The sequence below is a fragment of the Sorangiineae bacterium MSr11367 genome (assembly GCA_037157805.1).
GTDB classification, from domain to species: Bacteria; Myxococcota_A; Polyangia; order Polyangiales; family Polyangiaceae; genus Pendulispora; species Pendulispora rubella.
Genome location: CP089983.1, coordinates 11,878,072 through 11,895,799, shown reverse-complemented (window position 1 = coordinate 11,895,799; position 17,728 = coordinate 11,878,072). Strand labels below are relative to the sequence as shown.

The 17,728-nt window shown below is 68.1% G+C and carries 10 protein-coding genes; 4 read left to right on the top strand and 6 right to left on the bottom strand.

The genetic code is table 11. From position 1 onward, the window contains the following. Positions 1-122: 122 nt before the first annotated feature. The 4 genes from LVJ94_46310 to LVJ94_46295 form a co-directional block, all read right to left on the bottom strand. The gene (locus LVJ94_46310; GenBank protein WXB04305.1) at positions 123-3,104 is read right to left on the bottom strand and encodes a hypothetical protein; all 2,982 of its coding nucleotides are present in this window, start codon (positions 3,102-3,104) and stop codon (positions 123-125) included. Positions 3,105-3,186: 82 nt separating this feature from the next. Beyond that, positions 3,187-4,260: a PilZ domain-containing protein gene (locus LVJ94_46305; protein ID WXB04304.1), complete on the bottom strand. Its 1,074-nt coding sequence runs from the start codon at positions 4,258-4,260 to the stop codon at positions 3,187-3,189. Positions 4,261-4,334: 74 nt separating this feature from the next. Then, the gene (locus LVJ94_46300) at positions 4,335-5,201 is read right to left on the bottom strand and encodes a hypothetical protein (GenBank protein ID WXB04303.1); all 867 of its coding nucleotides are present in this window, start codon (positions 5,199-5,201) and stop codon (positions 4,335-4,337) included. 53 nt (positions 5,202-5,254) lie between these two features. Further along, on the bottom strand, positions 5,255-6,397 hold the full coding sequence (locus LVJ94_46295; GenBank protein ID WXB04302.1) for a DHH family phosphoesterase: 1,143 nt from the start codon (positions 6,395-6,397) through the stop codon (positions 5,255-5,257). 205 nt (positions 6,398-6,602) lie between these two features. Between LVJ94_46295 and LVJ94_46290 the strand changes: the two genes are divergently transcribed. The 3 genes from LVJ94_46290 to LVJ94_46280 all read left to right on the top strand — a co-directional run bounded on the left by LVJ94_46290 (position 6,603) and on the right by LVJ94_46280 (position 13,374). After that, positions 6,603-8,294: a hypothetical protein gene (locus LVJ94_46290; GenBank protein ID WXB04301.1), complete on the top strand. Its 1,692-nt coding sequence runs from the start codon at positions 6,603-6,605 to the stop codon at positions 8,292-8,294. Positions 8,295-8,464: 170 nt separating this feature from the next. Then, positions 8,465-10,753 carry a polyphosphate kinase 1 gene (ppk1, locus tag LVJ94_46285; GenBank protein WXB04300.1) on the top strand — a complete coding sequence of 763 codons (2,289 nt, stop codon included), beginning with the start codon at positions 8,465-8,467 and terminating at the stop codon, positions 10,751-10,753. Between the two features lie 188 nt (positions 10,754-10,941). Continuing rightward, on the top strand, positions 10,942-13,374 hold the full coding sequence (locus LVJ94_46280; GenBank protein ID WXB04299.1) for a J domain-containing protein: 2,433 nt from the start codon (positions 10,942-10,944) through the stop codon (positions 13,372-13,374). 7 nt (positions 13,375-13,381) lie between these two features. Here the strand turns inward: LVJ94_46280 and LVJ94_46275 are convergent, their stop codons facing one another. Together LVJ94_46275 and LVJ94_46270 are read right to left on the bottom strand one after the other, a co-directional pair. Further along, positions 13,382-15,874, bottom strand: a complete 2,493-nt coding sequence (locus LVJ94_46275; GenBank protein ID WXB04298.1) for an ATP-dependent Clp protease ATP-binding subunit — start codon at positions 15,872-15,874, stop codon at positions 13,382-13,384. Between the two features lie 69 nt (positions 15,875-15,943). Continuing rightward, positions 15,944-16,558, bottom strand: a complete 615-nt coding sequence (locus tag LVJ94_46270; GenBank protein WXB04297.1) for a class I SAM-dependent methyltransferase — start codon at positions 16,556-16,558, stop codon at positions 15,944-15,946. Positions 16,559-16,649: 91 nt separating this feature from the next. Here LVJ94_46270 and LVJ94_46265 point away from each other — a divergent pair, with 91 nt between their 5' ends. Continuing rightward, complete coding sequence (locus LVJ94_46265; protein ID WXB04296.1) at positions 16,650-17,708, top strand: phosphotransferase; 1,059 nt, start codon at positions 16,650-16,652, stop codon at positions 17,706-17,708. Positions 17,709-17,728 lie beyond the last annotated feature (20 nt).

Here is a 17,728-nt window from a genome sequence, read left to right as displayed (position 1 = left end):
GAAATTTATTTTAAAACTGCCAGGGACGCCAGGGTCGCCACCTCGAACGGCGGTGCCTGGCGTTTGGTTTTTGTCCCTGCGTCAAATTCGTGCCCGAACCGGGTCGAACTCCACGAAATCGCTCAGAAAGGCACGGTCGCGACGAAGTAGAACTTGTCGAGCCCACCGCTGGCGAGCCCCTTCGCGTAGCCAAGGCGGAAGGTGAAGTCGACGACGTACGCCATGAGCGTGTCGACCCATAGTTCGCCGCCCGCGCCCGTCTTGAACTGCGCCGTGGCCGCGTCGTCGAACGCGCTGCCGTAGTCGAGGAAGGCCGTGCCCGTGATGCGCTTGAAAAAGAGGGGCAGCGTGGAAAATCCCCGGTCGATGTTCACGATGGGGAAGCGGTACTCGGCGTTGAAGAGCGCGTAGTTTCGCCCTGCCAGGATGACGGGCGGGTAGCCGCGCAGCGCGATGCCTCCCTGAATGAGCGTGTTGCGAACGATGTCGTAGAGTGGCAGGTCGACGAAGCCGCCCACGTAGAACGGCCCGCGCCCGGGGAAGTTGCCGCCGCTGAAGCCCGTGCCTGCGTGCAAGGCCAGCGAGTGGTGCGCGAGCCACGGCATCAGGTGGTACGACGTGAAATTGATGTCCGCGGCGTAGCCCGAGTAGTCGCTGGCGATGGCCGTGTTGGTGAGGTCGAAGTTTGCCCCGATGCTGAAGCCCTTCTCGGCGCCCACGCTGTAGAGGAAGCGTTGCGCGTTCGAGTAGCCCCAGCCCAGATGCACCGCCGCCATCATGTAGCGATCGCGCGGAATGACCGGCGTCTCGTAGGGGTCGAGCTTGTCGGCCGGCATGGGGAGCTCGCCCCCGAGCCGAGTGACGCCATAGTTCAGGGCGAACGACTGCCCATCGAAGCCCGACGAGTTGGGCAAGTTGTACGAGACGCCCGTGGAGAAACTCAGGGCCTCCTGGATCCAGATCGGCTTGTAGTTTTGCCCGAGCTGGTAGCCACCGCGCGGGGCGATGCTGCGCGAGACGTTGAAGTTCAGATCGACGGGAAGCCGCGCGTACGTATAGCCGAGGCCGAACTGCAGGTACGGCCGCTCCACCTCGGTGGTCATCGAGGCGGTGAAGGCATGATGGCCCGCGATGTCTGCGCCGTCGGCGGTGACGATGACCGCCTGCCCGAAGTTGCCGGGCGTGATCGACACGCCGAAGCGGCGCGGTCGCAAGGTGTGCAGCGGGTTGTACGACTGCCAGGGAAACTCGACGTGCGGCGCGGCCGGGTAGGGGGCAGGGCGCGTGTTCACGTACGGCTCGGCGTCGAGCCAATCGCTCTCGCGGAGCGGCATCGCGAAAAGGTCGAAGCCCACGTGCGTGTAGCCGAGGTACGCGAGCGTCTTGCCGTCCGGCGAAATCTCGGGCTGGTAGGCGCCGTTGACGACGTTGGTGACCTGCTTCAACTCCGCCGTCTCGACGTTCCAGGCGAAGATGTTGCTCACGCTGCCGGTGCGATCCGAGTGGAAGAAGAGCCATCGCCCATCGGGTGAAAATGACGGGCCGCCGTCCTGCGCGCGGTCGTGGGCGAGCTCGACGTAGGTGCCATCCGCCGTGTCGACGTAGCGGATGTCGCGGTAGCCGCCTTCGGTCCACACGCTGTAGGCCACGTGGCGGTTGTCCGGCGACCACTCCGGCGCGAAGGCTTGCTCGAAGCGGTTGCTCCGCACGAGTGAGCGCACGTTGGTGACGCCTTCGTCGGAGACATCGGCGATCTGCAGGTAGCGCGTGCCGCGGTGGTTCGTGGTGAACACGACGCGGCGCCCGTCGGGCGAGAGCGCGGGGTCGCTGGCGCGGAAGCCCTCGGTGAGGCGGGTGCGCTTTCCATCGAGGCCCGTCGGGCTTTTCTCGCCGGCGGGGAGCTGGAACAGATCGGTGAAGTTGAAGATGCGCCGAAACGGGGCGCTCGAATCGAAAATCGCGCTGCCGTCCGGCGCGAAGGTCACGTGCGAGACCCCGTTGGTGCGGATGACCAGCTCGCGCTTCTTGTCCCCGGCCGCCACCACCGCACCCTGCGCGTCGCGCTGCAGGTCGATCGCGTAGAGACCCGGCGTGCTGTGCCCGTCGTCGCGGAAGTACACGAGACCGCCCTGGTGATCGGGCCACGCGTTCTTGGGGACCCACACCGGGTGCTGCGCGTTGTTGCCGCCGTAGGTGAGGCGCACGCCCTCGCGAAGCCCGCGCGCCACGATGGCATCACGCTGCGCGCCGAAGCCCTTCTTCAGCGAGGCGATCCACTCGGGGTACAGCTCCTCGTAGGTCTTTCCGATGGCGCGCCGGAGCGAGCGATTGAACCCGAGCGGGATGACCTGCTGGCCGAAGTCGTCGATGACTTGGCGCATGACGCCTTCACCGTACGTCTCCTGGATCCACTTCATGAAAAAGGACCCGTACAGGTACCAAATGTTGCCCTGCGGCCAGCGGCGCGGCGTGCCGGTGAACTGATCGAGCGGGGCGATGTTGTTCTCGAGAATGTCGGCGCGCATGAACATCTGCCACTGCGAGGAGCGCAGACGTCCACCGCTCGTGCGCACCGACTCTTCGTAGACCGCGAGCCCCTCGATGAACCAGCGCGGCTGCACCTGGTTCGGGGAGAAGCGCTTGCCGATGAGCGCATTGCCCAGCGCGGGCAGGCCGCGGATCTGGTCGATGTGCAGGGTGTGCGTGTATTCGTGCGTGAAGAGCGTCGTCTGCCAGCCGTCGTAGTCGCTCAGCGGCGAAAGATCGTCGGGCGCGGTGACGAAGAGCCGGATGGCGTTGAACGGGACGATGGAGGTGAAGCCGTTGGCCCCGTCGGTCTGGTCGAAGAGGGCCACCTCGACCTTTTCGGCCGGCGACCAATTGAGGACCGGCGACAGGCGCGCGTGGATGGCCTCGGCCTCGTCGGCCAGGTGCTTCGCGATGTCTTCCTCACCCGAGTAGTACGAGATGCGGAAGTGCGGCGTCGTGATGGTCTTCCAGACCAAATTGGGATCGTTGGCCGCACGCGCACGCCCCGGCACGAAGGCCGACAGCACGCCGAGCGTGACGCAAACGAAAAGAGCGCAAAGGAAGATACGACGCAAGCGAGGGGCCCGCGAGTCTACACGGCTCGGCCTTTGCGCTCACGAAAGCTCGACGCTGTCGTGCACCTCCCCGGCTTGGCCGCTACAAATCGTCGTGAAACAGGGGCTCGCGGTTGCGCACGTAGCGGTACACGAGCTGGCGCGCCTCGGGCGTGATCTGCGTGAATTGGGCGCCAAATCCCGGCGGGGCATCGCTGCCGTCGGACTGCTCCCGCGCCCAGCGCACGATTCCATTGGCCTCGAACTCGTAGCCGCCCGGGAGCGAGACCTTGAGGCGGATCTGGGTGCCGAGCTTCGGAATCATGTACGTCGAGACGAAGAGCCCGCCGTGGTCGATGATGTCGTTGCCCGAGAGGCCCTTGTAGAAATTCGTGGCGCTATGGGTGCCCAGATCGGCCGAAACCACGTGCAAATCCCCCGCGGGACCGGGCGACGGCGCAAACCCGGGCGGCGCAGGATTCGGCGCCGGCGGCGGCGTGTAGGGATAGGCCCCGGGACCCGTTCCTGGACCGATGCCCCCACCGAAGTGTTGCGGCTGGGGTGGCGCCTGAAACACGGGCTGCTGGGGCGGCGGCGGGAAGGCCGGGCCAGGCGGGGGCTGCTGCGCGATGTACGGCGGAGCGGGGGGCGGCTGGAAGGCGGGTGCCCCAGGCCCGGCTTGGGGGGCCGCTCCTGGATGCGGGGAGAACGCCGCCTGGTGCGGGTTCGAAAGCGGCTTGGTGAGCGGAATGGGCGCGCCCTCCAGCGGAGCGATGGGCGCGATCCCCACCGGCGGCATGGGCGGAGGCGGCGGGGGCGCGGCCGCCAGGGGCGCGGTGGCCAGGGGTGCCGGCGAGCTCGCGAGCTGGTGGAGCGAGTGCACGAGGCCCAGCGACGACGCCACCGATTCCATGGCCACGTTCACGGCCGGATGCGACGTGTTGACGCTTTGCAATTGGCTGAGCACCTTGCGCACGTTCTCGAGCGCGATGCTGGCGTGCGGGAGAAGCTGCGTGCCGTTCGAGCGCTCGATCTGGTGCAACGCCCCCATCGACTGCGCAATCACCGCGGCCAAATCGAGCAGTTGCGGTGGCACCGTGGGATCCGACTGCAGGGCCTGAAGCCCACGCGACAGGGATTCACGGGCGATGCGAGCGGTTGAAGCGGGATCGGGCACGGTCATCTCCTTCGAGCAGGGTAAATCCTAAGGGAAAGTTGCATGCTACAGGGTCGGCGAATGCCGTGAAACGATCATCGGACGGCGCCAGACGGAACCGATGTGATCAAGTCTGCGAGCTCGCTGGGTGAAAGCTCCTCGTCGGTGTCAGCGTCGCGCGCGGAAATCAGGCGCAAACCGCGATCGCCGGCCCGCACCACGACACAACCGTGGACGAGTGCGGCCTCCGCCGGCTGCAGTGCGCGAGGCACATCATCGGTGGGCTCGGCGCGCGTGATGAGGATCGCGCGCTCTCCAATTTCCGCCAGCATGCCCGGCCACGGAGCGGCCGCACGAATGCGGCGCGCGATGCGGTCGGCGTCGTCGTTCCACTGCACGACGAGATCGTCCTCGCTCGGCGTCGGCGCGTGCGTGGCCAGCGCCTCGTCTTGCGGGCGCGCCTCGAGCGTTTCACCGCGCGCCAACCGCGCAACGGTCTCGCGCAGCAGCGCGAGCGTGACGCGATCGAGCTTCAGGGCGAGCGTCCACGCGTTCCAGGTCGCATCGACGGCCATCGTGCGCTGCGCATAGATGGTCCCCGTGTCGTAGCGATCCTCCAGGCGATGCGCCGTCGCGCCGGTGATGGCGTCGCCCGCATCGAGGGTCCAAAAAATGGGATCCGCGCCGCGATGGCGCGGCAGCAGCGACGGGTGCACGTTGAACGCGTCGAGCTTTGCCGCACGGATGACCGCCGTCGGGATGCGCTTGGTCCAGAACCAGCTCACCACCAGGTCGGGCTCGAGCTCCTTCACCCGCTCCGCGTGCGCGGCGAGATCCGGCTTCACCAGCACGCGCTCACGCCCCAGCACCCGCGTGAGCCGGCGCAGGCCGGATGCATCGCTTCGGCTGATGGCCGCGAGCACGATGTCGTGCCCATCGTGCCGAAGCGCCAACGCCCCCATCGGGAGGCCGCAAAAAACGATGCGGAGGCAGCGGAGAGAACGAAGAGGCGCTGTCACACGGTTTGAACGAGCACACCGGTGGCGGGTTCGTCGCCGACCATGCGCAAGAGCGCGGAGCGCATGGCGTGTTCGACCAAGGTCCAGAGCTGGGCCCGATCCGTCGAACGGCCGAGGAAGCCGATGGGGATGCGGAAGCCGCCCTTGTCACGCCGTCCGCCGCCGTAGGGGCGGCCTTTGTCGTCGTAGCCGAAGGCTTGCTCGAGCCACGCCGACGGATCGACGCTGGGCGAGTGCGTGCGCAGCGAGCCCTCGATGAAGCGATCGCCCACGACGCCGTAGACGACCACGGTGTCGATGTCTTCGCGGCGCACCAGGAAATCCGCCGCTTGCGCGATGGTGTCGCGGTCACCCTCGGAGACGAAGCCGATGCCGGCCATGGCGAAGTTGCGGCGCACGACCAGCGACGCGAGGGCGCGGGCCATCACGTCCATCGCGCTGGGCGCGATGAGGCGGCGGCTCAGGTCTGCGAGCAGATCGCGATCGCACACCTCGATGATCTCGGAGGCGGCGCGGAAGTCGCCCGCGCGGGCCAACATGAAGTCGTCCGTGTCGGTCGACAGGCCGTGCATGAGGGCGGTGGCGATGCGCTGATCGTCCTCGACCTCGCTGTCGAGCGGGGCCAGCTGATCCAAGTACTCGACGAAGATGGTGGCGGTGGCGCCCACGTCGAGCCGCAGATCCACGAAGCGCGCCTTCGGCGGCGTGGGGGCACGGTGATGGTCGACGATGGTGAGCACCTCGATGCCCTCGGCGTCGGCCAAGTCCGGATCGACATCGTACGCGTCGACGAACGAGAGAAAGTCGACGTTGCCGACGTCCTTCACGCTCTTGATCTTGCGAAGCTCCACCCCGAGCAGCTTCACCAACGCGCGGTTTTCGCGATGACTGAGCTCGTGGCAGTAGCCGATGGTCGTCTGCGCGACGCCACAGCGCTGGGCGATGTGGGCCTGCGCCATCGCCGAAGCAATGCCATCCGGATCGGGATGGCCGCGCAGGGCAATGAGGACGTGTTTCCCCTTGGCCTCCGCCAACGTATCGGCGAATGCGCGCGCTCGTTCGGGGGGCGCAGCGGCCGGAACGGGTAAACGTCGGACCGGATCGGTCATCTTTTGACTCGGGCTGGGTTTCGAGGTCACCGCGGAAACCATACCAATTCTACTCCGATTTCCAATTCGCATGCCCAAACCTTCGGCTTGAGCTAGCTACCACATCTTGTAAGGTGCCCGCCGTGAATCGAAGGTGGAAGGTACGGCGATGGCGAGCACCGCGCTGAACACACGCTCGGTGCGAGCTGCGTGGAGGGTATGGATAACCATCCGACGTTCGCTCGTCCTCCCCCTCGTGATCGCACTCCCTGCGCTCTATTGGGTGGTCGAGGCGACCAAGCGCGCCTCGCTGACCACGCTCGGTCGGGACCAGGGGATTTTCCAGTACGTGGCGTGGGCCATCGAACGCGGCGCGGTCGACTACCGCGACGTGCGCGACGTCAACGGGCCGCTCACGCACCTGATTCACATGGTCTTCCTTCGGTTCGGTGGCGCTGATGAACATCGGTTCCGTGTTCTCGATCTGGCCATCACCGGCATGACTTTCGCGTTCGCCGGCGCCTGCCTGCCCGGCATCGCGAAGAAGAAGGTGCGCTGGATCGATCGCGCCGGTTGGGCGCTTGCCGCGTGGGTCGTGCTGAGCAGCCAGCACGTCATGTACATCTACTGGGACCTCGCCCAGCGCGAGAGCTTCTTCGACTGGTTCATGCTGAGCGCCGTCGCGCTGCAGTTCGTCGCGCAGCGGCGTCTTGCAAAGTCGCGTCCGACCCGCGGACCGCTATGGCCGCTCGCCTTGGCGGGCGCGCTCGGCGCCATCCCGTGGTTTGGCAAGCCGACGTACGTGCTCTTCACCTTGGTGCAGCTGGTGGCGCTGGTCGTCGATGACGAGCTGTCGCTGTCGCAGAAGCGAAGGTTCGTGGTGTTCTCGCTGGGCGCGGCCGCCGGCGCCGCCACGCAGATCGCGTTTCTGCTGCGCTACGCGGACATCGGGGCCTTCGTGCGGATCTACATGGTCGATGTGCCGGCGATGTACCGCTTCATGATGCCGCGCACGACGGCGGAGATCCTCGGCCTCAATTGGGGCGCGCCTCCGGCGTTGATGGCGCTGGTCACCGCGCTCGTGCACCTCGGGCTCGTGGTGGAACGACAGATGCCACGCCGCACGGTCGGCTTCGCGCTGGTGCCGCTCGCCGCGATCGTGAGCGTGCTCGCGCAGGCCAAGGGCTTTCCGTACCATTTTCACCCGGTGAGCGCGGGCATTCACCTCGACTGGCTCGTTCTGGTCGTGTGGCTATGGGAACGGCTGGGGCGTGCTCCGTTTGGATTGCGCCTCGTGCCGTACGGTGCGGCGGCGGCGCTGGCGACGAAGCTCGCGGTCACGCTCCCCTTGTCCCCGCACGTGGTCGACGAGTGGATCCTGGCCAAGGCGCGCGACAGCGAGGAGCGTGCGAGCCACGATTACTTGGTCTACTTCGAGAACTCGGACTTTTTCCCCTGGGACATGCGCCAGGCGGCCGACTACCTGCGCACGCACACGCAGCCCAGCGATCGCGTGCAGGTCTACGGCATGGATCCGTACGTGCTCTTCCTGGCGCAGCGCATGAGCGCCTCGCCGTACATCTACGTGTACGACCTCAATGCGGACGCCGCCATCAGCGGCTCATGGCTGCCCGATGGACCGCGTCCCAATCCGCAACAGGCCGCCGTCATCACGCGGATGCGCGATGAACACGAGCGCGACATGCTCGAGCACCTCAAGAAACAGCCGCCGGCGGCGTTCGTGTTCTTCGATAAGTCGCCGTTGACATCGAATGGAAGCGCCGCACAGGATTTCGAAGAGCATTGCCCCGATGCCGCGGCCTGGGTGCACGAGCACTACCGTGAGACCGCCGTGTTCGGCCAAGATCACGTGTGGATGCGCAACGACGTGGCGGGGATCGCGGGGGTGGATTCACCCGAACGTCACGCAATCGAGACGCATCCGTGACGTGATTGTCACGCAAGGGTGTTGGGAGTGCGACAATCGTTGCCCGGCGCGGTGGGGGATCTGGGCTAGTATAAATTTCGTCAAATTGACGGTTCGCGGTCTCCCTCATGGAAGAAACCAGTCCCAGCTCTGACTTTTCCCCGTCCTCGCAGACACCACATTCGGGGGCCGTGGCCCCGATTCATGGGCCGGCCTCGTCGGGAAACATCAACAACGGTAGTCCGGCCTACAGCGCCCCGCACCTGCTCGTCAGCGACGGGGTGCCCGATCTGCGTTCGCCCTACCTCTATTTGAACCGGGAGCTGTCCTGGCTCGAGTTCAACGCCCGCGTGCTCGCGGAGGGCGAGAACGAGGCGGTGCCGTTGTTGGAGCGGCTCAAGTTCCACGCCATTTTCGCGTCGAACTTGGACGAGTTCTTCATGGTCCGGGTCGCCGGTTTGAAGCAGCAGATGACCGGCGAGGTGGGCGATTTGCCCCCCGATGGCATGACCCCGGCCGAGCAGCTCTCCGCGGTGTCGCTCCGGGTGCACGCGTTGGCCGCGCAGCAGGCGGCGTCGCTCGAGACCCAGGTTTTGCCGCGCTTGGCGGAGCAGGGCACGCTCGTCGTGCGGCCCGAGCAGCTGTCGCAGGACCAGCTGTCGCAGCTCGACCAGATGTTCCACAACGAGATTTTCCCGATCCTGACCCCCATCGCGGTCGATCCCGGGCATCCGTTCCCGCACTTGCGCAACAAGAGCCTGAACATCGGCGTGATGTTCGCGCGCGAAGGCGAGGGCCACGCGTCGGGCTTCGGCGTGGTGCAGGTTCCCGTGATGTTGCCCCGCCTCATCGAGATCTCCGGCGTGCGCCTGCCCGATGGAAGCCTGGCCAAGCACGCGTTCGTGCTGCTCGAGGCGCTCATCTCGCGGCACGTGGGCACCATCTTTCCCGGCGTGCGCGTCAAGGGCGTCTACTCCTTCCGCGTGACCCGCAACTTCGACCTGGAGCTCGACGAGGAAGAGGCCGAGGACCTGCTCCAGATGATCCAGCAGGAGCTGCGCCGGCGCGAGCGCGGCAATGCGGTGCGCCTCGAAGTCGCGGGCGAGCCGACACCGGGATCGCTGATGAAGCTGGTGAAGGCGCTGAAGCTCGATCCCGAGCGTGACGTGTACCGCACGAGCAGCATGCTCAACGTGGCCGACTTGATGCGCATGGTCTCGCGCGACGAGCGGCGCGAGCTGCGCGACGAGCCCTTCGCCGGTTACGTGGCCCCGCCGCTGCGCGATGCCGAAGACCTCTTTGCCCTGGTGCGCGAGAACGACGTGGTGCTGCAGCACCCGTACGACTCGTACGACACCATCGTGGACTTCATCACGCGCGCCGCGGACGATCCCGACGTGCTCGCGATCAAGCAGACCTTGTACCGCGCGGGCGGCGACTCGCCGATCATCAAGGCGCTCACGCGCGCCGCGGAGGCGGGCAAGCAAGTGACGGCCATCGTCGAGCTCAAGGCGCGCTTCGACGAGGAGTCGAACATCCAGTGGGCGCGCACCCTGGAGCAAGCGGGCGTGAACGTCGTGTACGGTCTCTTGGGCCTGAAGACGCACGCCAAGTGCCTGCTCGTCGTGCGGCGCGAGAAGGGCAAGCTGCGCCGCTACGTGCACCTCGCGACGGGCAACTACAACCCGACCACGGCCAGGATGTACACCGACGTGTCGCTGCTCACGTGCAAGCCGCAGATCGGCGAGGACGCCTCGTCGCTGTTCAATTTGCTCACGGGCTACAGCGCCCCGCCGAAGTGGAACTCGCTCATCGTGGCGCCGCTCGGGTTGCACGAGGCGGTCCTTGGGCTCATTCAGCGCGAGACCGAGCATGCGCGGGCCGGACGGCCGGCGCGCATCATCGCCAAGATGAACGCGCTGGTGGACGAAGACGTCATCGAGGCGCTGTACCGCGCGTCGCAAGCGGGGGTGTCGATCACGTTGCTCGTGCGCGGCATCTGCTGCTTGCGCCCCGGCGTGCCCAAGGTGAGCGACACCATCGAGGTCCGCGCCGTCGTGGATCGGTTCCTCGAACACGCGCGCGTGCTGTACTTCGCGAACGGCGGCAAAGAGGAGGTGTTCATCGCGAGCGCCGACTGGATGCCGCGCAACTTCCACCGCCGGGTGGAGTTGCTCATTCCCATCGAGGATGCCGCCGCGCGTACCCGCCTCATCGAGGTGCTGCACGTGCAGTGCGCCGACAACGTGAAGTCGTGGTTCCTGCGCTCGGACGGGAGCTACATGCGGGTGGCGCCGCCCGTCCCTGGCCAGCCGGCGGTGCGGTCCCAGCAGCGGTTCATGGAATTGGCCCGCGATCGGGTCAAAACCGCGGAAACCGCGGGTCGGCCGACCCGGTTCCACCTGCAGACGATGCCGGCACGACAACTTGACGCCCCCAGGGTGCGACGTCGCCGGGAAGCTCCGCCGGTAAAGAAGTAGCGCCCGGCTGACCGAAGGGAGGCCTCGCGCCGCCAAACGCGATATGCTCGAGGCGTCGTGATCTTCGGGATGACAAGGGGCGAGATTGCCCTGGTGCTCTTCATCTTTGCGCTGGTCTATGGTGCCGGGCTGCTGCCGCGCCTCGTCCAGCGTTTAAGTGAGCGCGGCGAGAAAATCGATCGAGAGTCATGAGCCTGGGGAGCGTGCGGCCACAGGACGCGGAGAAGCCCAGGGTGAGCAAGGCCACCGTGTTCGTCAGCGATCCGTCCGTCGAGGCGGAGCGCATTTCGCAGGCCTTGCGCAACGACGGGTACATGGTGGTCGACGTGCCGCTGGCCATGCTGGTAGCGCGCGTGGCCGTGCAGCGCCCGCGTGTGGTGCTCGTCGACGCGGATGCCGACGGCGCGCTGGAGACCGTGGCCCGCATGCGCGAGCTGCCCGACGGTGAGTCGATCGACGTCTTGTACATCGGCCGGGCGCCGCTGGAGGCTGCCTACGATTCTCCGTCGCACGCGCAAAGCTTCGTGGCGCGCCCCGTGGACGTGGCGGCGCTCGTGAAGAAGGTGGACTCGCTGCGTCAGCGGGCGATGGAGATGTCCGCGGAGCTGAGTGCGCACGTGCCCTCGGGGCCGCACCAGGTCGCGCCCGCGGCGTCGGAGCTGTCCGCGGTGGCGGAGGTTTCGCGGGAGTCGCGCGAGTCGCGGGAGCTGCCGCCACCGTCGTCGCGGCGGAGCAGCCCGCCGCCGCCGTCGAATCGAAGCTTTGCGATTCTGCCGCCGCCGAGCATGCGCGCGGAGCGGCCGAGCCAGCCACCCGCGTCGATGGGCTCGCTCGCGTCCTTGTCGTCGCTCTCGTCTTTGTCGTCGATGGCATCGATGCCATCGAATGTGCCGCTGGCCGGATTCTCGGCGCGCAATGCGCTCGTGGCGCAGCGCCTCGCCAGCCTGCAAGGCCCGCTCAGCAACGAGCTCGCGCAGCTTCTGGCCGAGGCCGAAGAGCGCGTGGGCGGCGCGCAGGTGAACGCGCACGAATCGAGCCCGCCCTCGCCCGACGAGGAAATCGAGGCCGTGCTCCCGGAGGAGATCCTCGCCGCCCTCGACGAGCCGCTCGTCGATTCGGAGGGCGAGCGCGATCTCGGCGAGAGCAACGAAGGCCCGCCCGCGCGTGCGACCACATCGGGGGGCGCCAAGCATACGACCGGGGCCGAGGGGCGCGATCGCACCTACCCCGCGGTGCCGCCGCCGGCGCCCTCGGTGCGGCCGGCCGATGCTCCCACGCAGCCCGCTCCCCCGGAGGGACCCCCGCGTACGCCGCCGATGTTCGGGCGCGCGCTGGCCAGCGATGCCATCGTCGATGCGCTTTCGCCGTCGCACGAGACGCCCACCACGCCACCCCCGCAAGACGCGCGCACCGCGCCCCCGCCTCCACAGCCGACCACGGGCGCGCAGACGCTCGCACCTGCCGCGCCGCCGGCGATCCCGCCGATGGCCATTCCACCGCCGCCGCCCACGCCCATCCCGCGGCTGGTGAACGCGCCGCCACCACCGGTGCCGAGCGTGCTCGGTGAGAGCGATGCTCCGTTGGTGCTCGCGCGCGCGATTGCGTCGCGGGTGACGGGCACCCTGTGCTTCGAATCGAAAGACGGCGTTCGCCGTGCCGTCCTTCGCGAGGGCGATATCGTCACGTGCGCCTCGGGCGTCGACGACGAGAGCCTCATCGCGTACCTGGTTGCCCGTGGCGATCTTCCGCGCGAAAAGGTGAGCCAGCTCGCGGGCCGCTTCGCGACGTTCGGGCGGCACGCCGGTGCGGCGCTGGTGGCGCAGGGCTATCTGCGGCAGGACCAACTCTGGCCCGTGCTACGCGGGCACGCCGAGTGGATCCTGGGCCGCGCCCTCTTGATCAAAGAGGGCACGTCGCTCATCGAGCCGGAGCCTCCGGGGCGGCTGCGCGGAGAGCCCAGCGTCTTCGGCGGCTCCACCGGTGCGGAGGTCATCGTCGAGGTGCTTCGACGCGTGGTGGCTCCGGAGGACGCGCTCCAGCGCATGGGCGGTGTCCACTCGCGCATCGCCGAGGGACCCAAGCCGCAGCTGCTCACCGAGTGCGCCCTCGGTCCCGCCGAGTTGGCCATCTTGGAGCAGGGTCGCGGCCTCTCCATCGAGGCGGCCCTCGCCACGCACGCCGACACGGACATGGGCTCCGTGCTCTACGCGCTGTCGCTGCTCGGCGTGATTCACGTGGCGCGCTCGATCAAGAGCGGCCCCCAAAGCGGGGCCTGGGGCATTCGCGCGGGTGCCGACCATGCATCGCCCGCGGAGGTCGACGCGCTCGACGTCGATGCCGTGCGCGCCCGCGTACGCACGCGCATGCAACTGGTCGACGAAGGCGACTACTTCGCCATCCTCGGCGTACCGCGCAACGCCACGGGCTACGAAGTCCGTCGCGCCTTCCTCGAGCTTCGCCGCACCTTCGAGCCCGCGCGCCTCCTCACGCCGCGCCTGCTCGACCTCGCTCCCGACGTGCGAAAAATCGTCGAGGTGCTGGAGGAGGCTTACGAAATCCTCCGCGACTCCGCCCGCCGTGAACGCTATCGCCGGGCTATCGACGGACTTCCCGACAACTAGCCCCCTTCTAGGGCGTGACGGCGTCCACGACGATGGCGCCGTCTTCCACGTCGACGGTGGCGATGTCGCCGCGGCGGACTTCCTGGCGGAGGAGCATCTCGGCGATGGGGGCCTCCACGAGGCGGGCGATGGTGCGGCGCATCGGGCGCGCGCCCATTTCGGGATCGAAGCCGCCGGCGTCGAGCAGTGCGGCGATCGCGTCTTCGCTGGCGTCGAGGCGGATGCCCCGCGTTTTCTCCAGTTCGGCGCCGAGGGCGGCGAGCATGCGGCGCGCAACCTCGGCCACGTCGATGCGGGTGAGGGGCGCGAAGGCCATCACCTCGTCGAGTCGGTTGTAGAGTTCGGGTGGCAGTGCCGAGCGGGCCGCGGCGACGATGGCGTCGGCGTAGGCCGTGGCCTCGCGTCGGTCGGCGTCGTCGAGGGCGGCGTCGGGTGAGAAACCGATGCGGCGGGTCGAGGGACGGGGGCGCGCGACATCGGCGCCGATGTTCGACGTCAGCAGGATGACCGTGTTGGTGAAGTCCACGGTGCGCCCGCGGCCATCGGTGAGCCGGCCGTCGTCGAAGACTTGGAGGAACGCCTCCAACACGTCGCGGTGGGCCTTCTCGATTTCGTCGAGGAGCACCACTTGGTACGGGCGGCGGCGCACGGCCTCGGTGAGGAAGCCGCCCGCCTCGTGGCCGACGTAGCCGGGCGGGGCACCGACCAGGCGCGAGACCGCGTGCGGTTCGGCGTACTCCGAAAGATCGAGCCGCGTCATGGCATTCTCGGAGTGGAAGAGCAGCTCGGCGATGGCCTTTGCCGTCTCCGTTTTGCCCACGCCGGTGGGGCCGAGGAGCAAGAACGACCCGATGGGGCGGCGCGTGCGGAAGCCGGAGGCATTGCGGCGCAGCACGGCGGCGATCCGCGCGAGCGCGTCGGTGTGCCCCACGATGCGCTGGGCGAGCAGCGCTTCGAAGCGCAGCATGCGCTCGGCGTCGGTTTCCAGCAGCCGCTCCACGGGGACGCCGGCCAGCTCGGCGACGACCTCGGCCACCTGCTCGGGGCCCACCTCGGCGAGCTTGCGCCGCCGGCTCCGCGCGCCCGCGAGATCGAGCACGCTGATCGACTTGTCGGGCAGAGCGCGGCCGGGCAGGTAGCGCACGCTCCAGCGGAGCGAGGCGGCGAGCGCCTCCTTCGCGTAGCGCGCGTGGTGGTGGCCCTCGAACAAGGGGATCACGTTTTCCATGATGGCCAGCGCTTCATCGTCGCCGGGCTCCTCGACCTCGACCACGCTGAAGCGGCGCGCGAGCGCGCCGTCGGCCTCGATGACCCGGCGGTACTCCTTCGGCGTGCTCGTACCGATGCACCGCACGTGGCCGGAGGCGAGAGCAGCTTTCAGCTCGGAGATCCCCTCGTCGCCGCCGTCGGCACCGAAGAGCGCGTGGATCTCCTCGAAGACGAGCACGATGCGGCCTTCGCTCTTTTTCACCTCGGCGAGCAGCTGCGACATGCGCTCGGCGAGCTGCCCGCGCATGCCCGTGCCCGCGAGCAGGACCGGCGGATCGATGGCCACGAGGATGCGGTCGTCGAGGGACGTGACGTGTTCGCCGGCGGCGATGCGGCGGGCCATGCCGCGCACGATGCTGGTCTTGCCCACACCCGGTTCGCCCACGAGGCAGGCGCTGTTCGCGTGGCGCTTGGCCAGCACGTCGAGGGTGCGTTCGATCACGGCCTCGCGCCCGATGGCCGGATCGAGCTGTCCTTGTGCGGCGGCGAGCGTGAGGTTCGTGCCCATCTGCGTGAGCAGCGGGAACGCCTTGGGATCGAGGGCGAAGGTTTGCGCATTCGTGGCCGCCGCGGTCGTCGTAGCCGGCGGCGCCGCGTGCGGGCGCGGGTGGTGGTGGCGCTTGCGCGGGGTCGGGGCCACCGGCCGCGGCACCGGTGCAGGAACGGGCGCTTTGGCTTGCGGCTTCGGGGGAGGAGGAAGCGGCGGCGAGACCAGCGCCGGCGGCACCGGCGGCGGAAGCGATGGCGCGAGCAGGGGCCGCGCGGAAATCGGGATCGACGAGCGCATCGTGCGGCGGGGCATGGCGATGCCCGTGGCCAGCTGCAGCGCGTGGGTTCGCACCTTGGCGACGTCGGTTCCGCATTGGGCGATCGCGCGGTGCGCGGCGCAGGTGCGGTCCTGGCACAAGGCGTAGAGCAGATGAAGGCCGCTCGGCTCGGGCGCCGTGGATCGGGCGGCGAACTCGCGGGCGCGTTGCACGGCGCGCCCGATGGCGTCGGGCGCATCGTCGGTCACCACGCGCGCGGCCTTCAAGAGCACGTCGACGTCGAGCAGCCGGTCCTGGAGAAGATCCGCGGCCACACTGCGCCGATCGGCGATGGCGGCCAGCAAATGGCCGGTCGTCACGCGCTCCTTCCGCTGGCGCGCCAGCTCCTCGGCCAGTTTGCGAAGTGCCACGAGCTCGCCCTCACGAGGCGCCCCCTTCACGCTGCGTTCGCGGGTCGTCGTCATGGAATCGAACGAGCGTTCGCACACGGAAGGGCTGTCGGGCAAAAAAATGGCGGCCCCTTCGCGTGGGGCTTAGGCGGCGACGTAGCGCACGGCGCGCCGGGCGCGCTGCTGGTTCGGCCACTCGTACGCGAAGTCCTCCGCGAGCGTCATCCCCTCGAGGGCAGGAGCTTCCTCGCGCGCGAGCAGCACCCACACCGAGCCGCCCGGCTCGATCAAGGTGCGCCCCACCGCGAGCCACTCCGGCGGCGCGAACGTGGCGCGCGACAGCGCCACGTCCCACGTCGTTCCAGCGAGCTCACCCGCTTTCCCGTGGTGGAGCTTCACATCGAGGCGCCCGATCGCGCCAATCACCGTCCGCAGGAAGCTGATGCGCTTGGCGAGCGGTTCCACCAAGGTCACCGCAAGATCCGGCCGAATCAGCGCCAGAGCCAGCCCCGGCGCCCCCGCGCCCGACCCGATATCGACCAGCCGCGCTCGTTGGGGAAGATGTTCCGACAACGCAAATGCATCGGCCAGCATCAAATCGAGCAGCTCACCCTCCGAGCGCGCCGCTGTCAGATCGTGTTTCGCGTTCCAGGTGACGAGAAGGTCGAGCCACGTGCGAAGCCCCTTGTCGACGCTAGATCCCTTGGTCGTGTCTGCCGCCGTCGCCGACGTGACGGAAAGCCCGAAATGGGAGGCCATGCTGGCGAGATCCCAGCCTTCCCCCCTCGTGCGTAGACCTCCGGACCGTGATTCGCCCATGCGTGCCGGCTGTGATAGCACGCGGCGTAGGATGCTTGCGCCCGACCCCACGGCCATGGCGGCCCTCGACGCACTCCTTGCCCGGCTCGGCCTGGTAAAGGTGGGCGTCCAGCCGATGGCGGCCGGGGCCTCGACGCGCCAATACGTCCGCGTGCTGCTCGCCGGGGATCGCTCGGCCGTCGGCATGTTTTTTCCGCAGGGCGTCCAGACCGACGAGATCCAGCAGCCGCTGAACCCGCGCCGCTGGCCCTTTCTCGAGGTGGGCGATCTGCTCCGCGAGCGCGGGGTGCGCGTTCCCGAGGTGCTCGGCGACGCGACCGACGACGGCTGGCTTCTGCTCGAGGACCTGGGCGACGATACGCTGGCCAACTACCTCCTGCGCCACCCCGAAAAGAAAGATGCGCTGTACACGAAAGCCGTCCGCGATCTGGCGGCCGCGCAGGATCGGCTCGCGACCGCGCCGGAGGGATCCATCGTGGCGTCCCGCGCCTTCGACGAGGCGCTGATCCGCGGGGAGCTCGAACATTTTCGCGAGTGGGGTCTCGAGGCGCGCGGTTACCATCTTGCGCGCACGGACCGCGAGGCCTTCGAAGGGATCTCCGACCGGTTCGCTCGCCGCGTCGCCAGCTTTCCGCGCGGCTTCACGCACCGCGATTACCAGTCGCGCAACCTGATGGTACGTGCTCACGCGACCAACGGCGCGGGCACGCCCGACCTGGTGTGGATCGATTTCCAGGATGCCCTACGCGGCCCGCGCGTCTACGACCTGGTCACCCTTCTCAACGACAGCTACCAAGACTTCGACCGCACTTTCATCGAGGCGCGCCTGGACGATTATGCCCAGGCCTGTCGTCTCTCCACCGAGGAGCGCTCCGAGCTCGACATTCAATTCGATCGCGTCACGGTGCTGCGCAAACTGAAAAATGCGGGCCGATTCGTGTTCATCGATCGCGTGAACGACAACCCCACGTTCTTGAAGTTCCTTCCGTCGACGTACGCCCGCATACGGGCTTCACTTGCACGCCTCGCCCCACACGACGAAGACATGCGAGCACTCGAGGCCATCCTCGACCGCGTCATGAAGCCCTAGGTATCTGCCACCAAACATGA

Bases quoted from the DNA above. Each gene is read 5' to 3' on its own strand.
- LVJ94_46275 (WXB04298.1), bottom strand. From the start codon at position 15,874: ATGACGACGACCCGCGAACGCAGCGTGAAGGGGGCGCCTCGTGAGGGC.
- LVJ94_46270 (WXB04297.1), bottom strand. From the start codon at position 16,558: ATGGCCTCCCATTTCGGGCTTTCCGTCACGTCGGCGACGGCGGCAGAC.
- LVJ94_46265 (WXB04296.1), top strand. From the start codon at position 16,650: ATGCTTGCGCCCGACCCCACGGCCATGGCGGCCCTCGACGCACTCCTT.
- LVJ94_46300 (WXB04303.1), bottom strand. From the start codon at position 5,201: ATGGGGGCGTTGGCGCTTCGGCACGATGGGCACGACATCGTGCTCGCG.
- LVJ94_46280 (WXB04299.1), top strand. From the start codon at position 10,942: ATGAGCCTGGGGAGCGTGCGGCCACAGGACGCGGAGAAGCCCAGGGTG.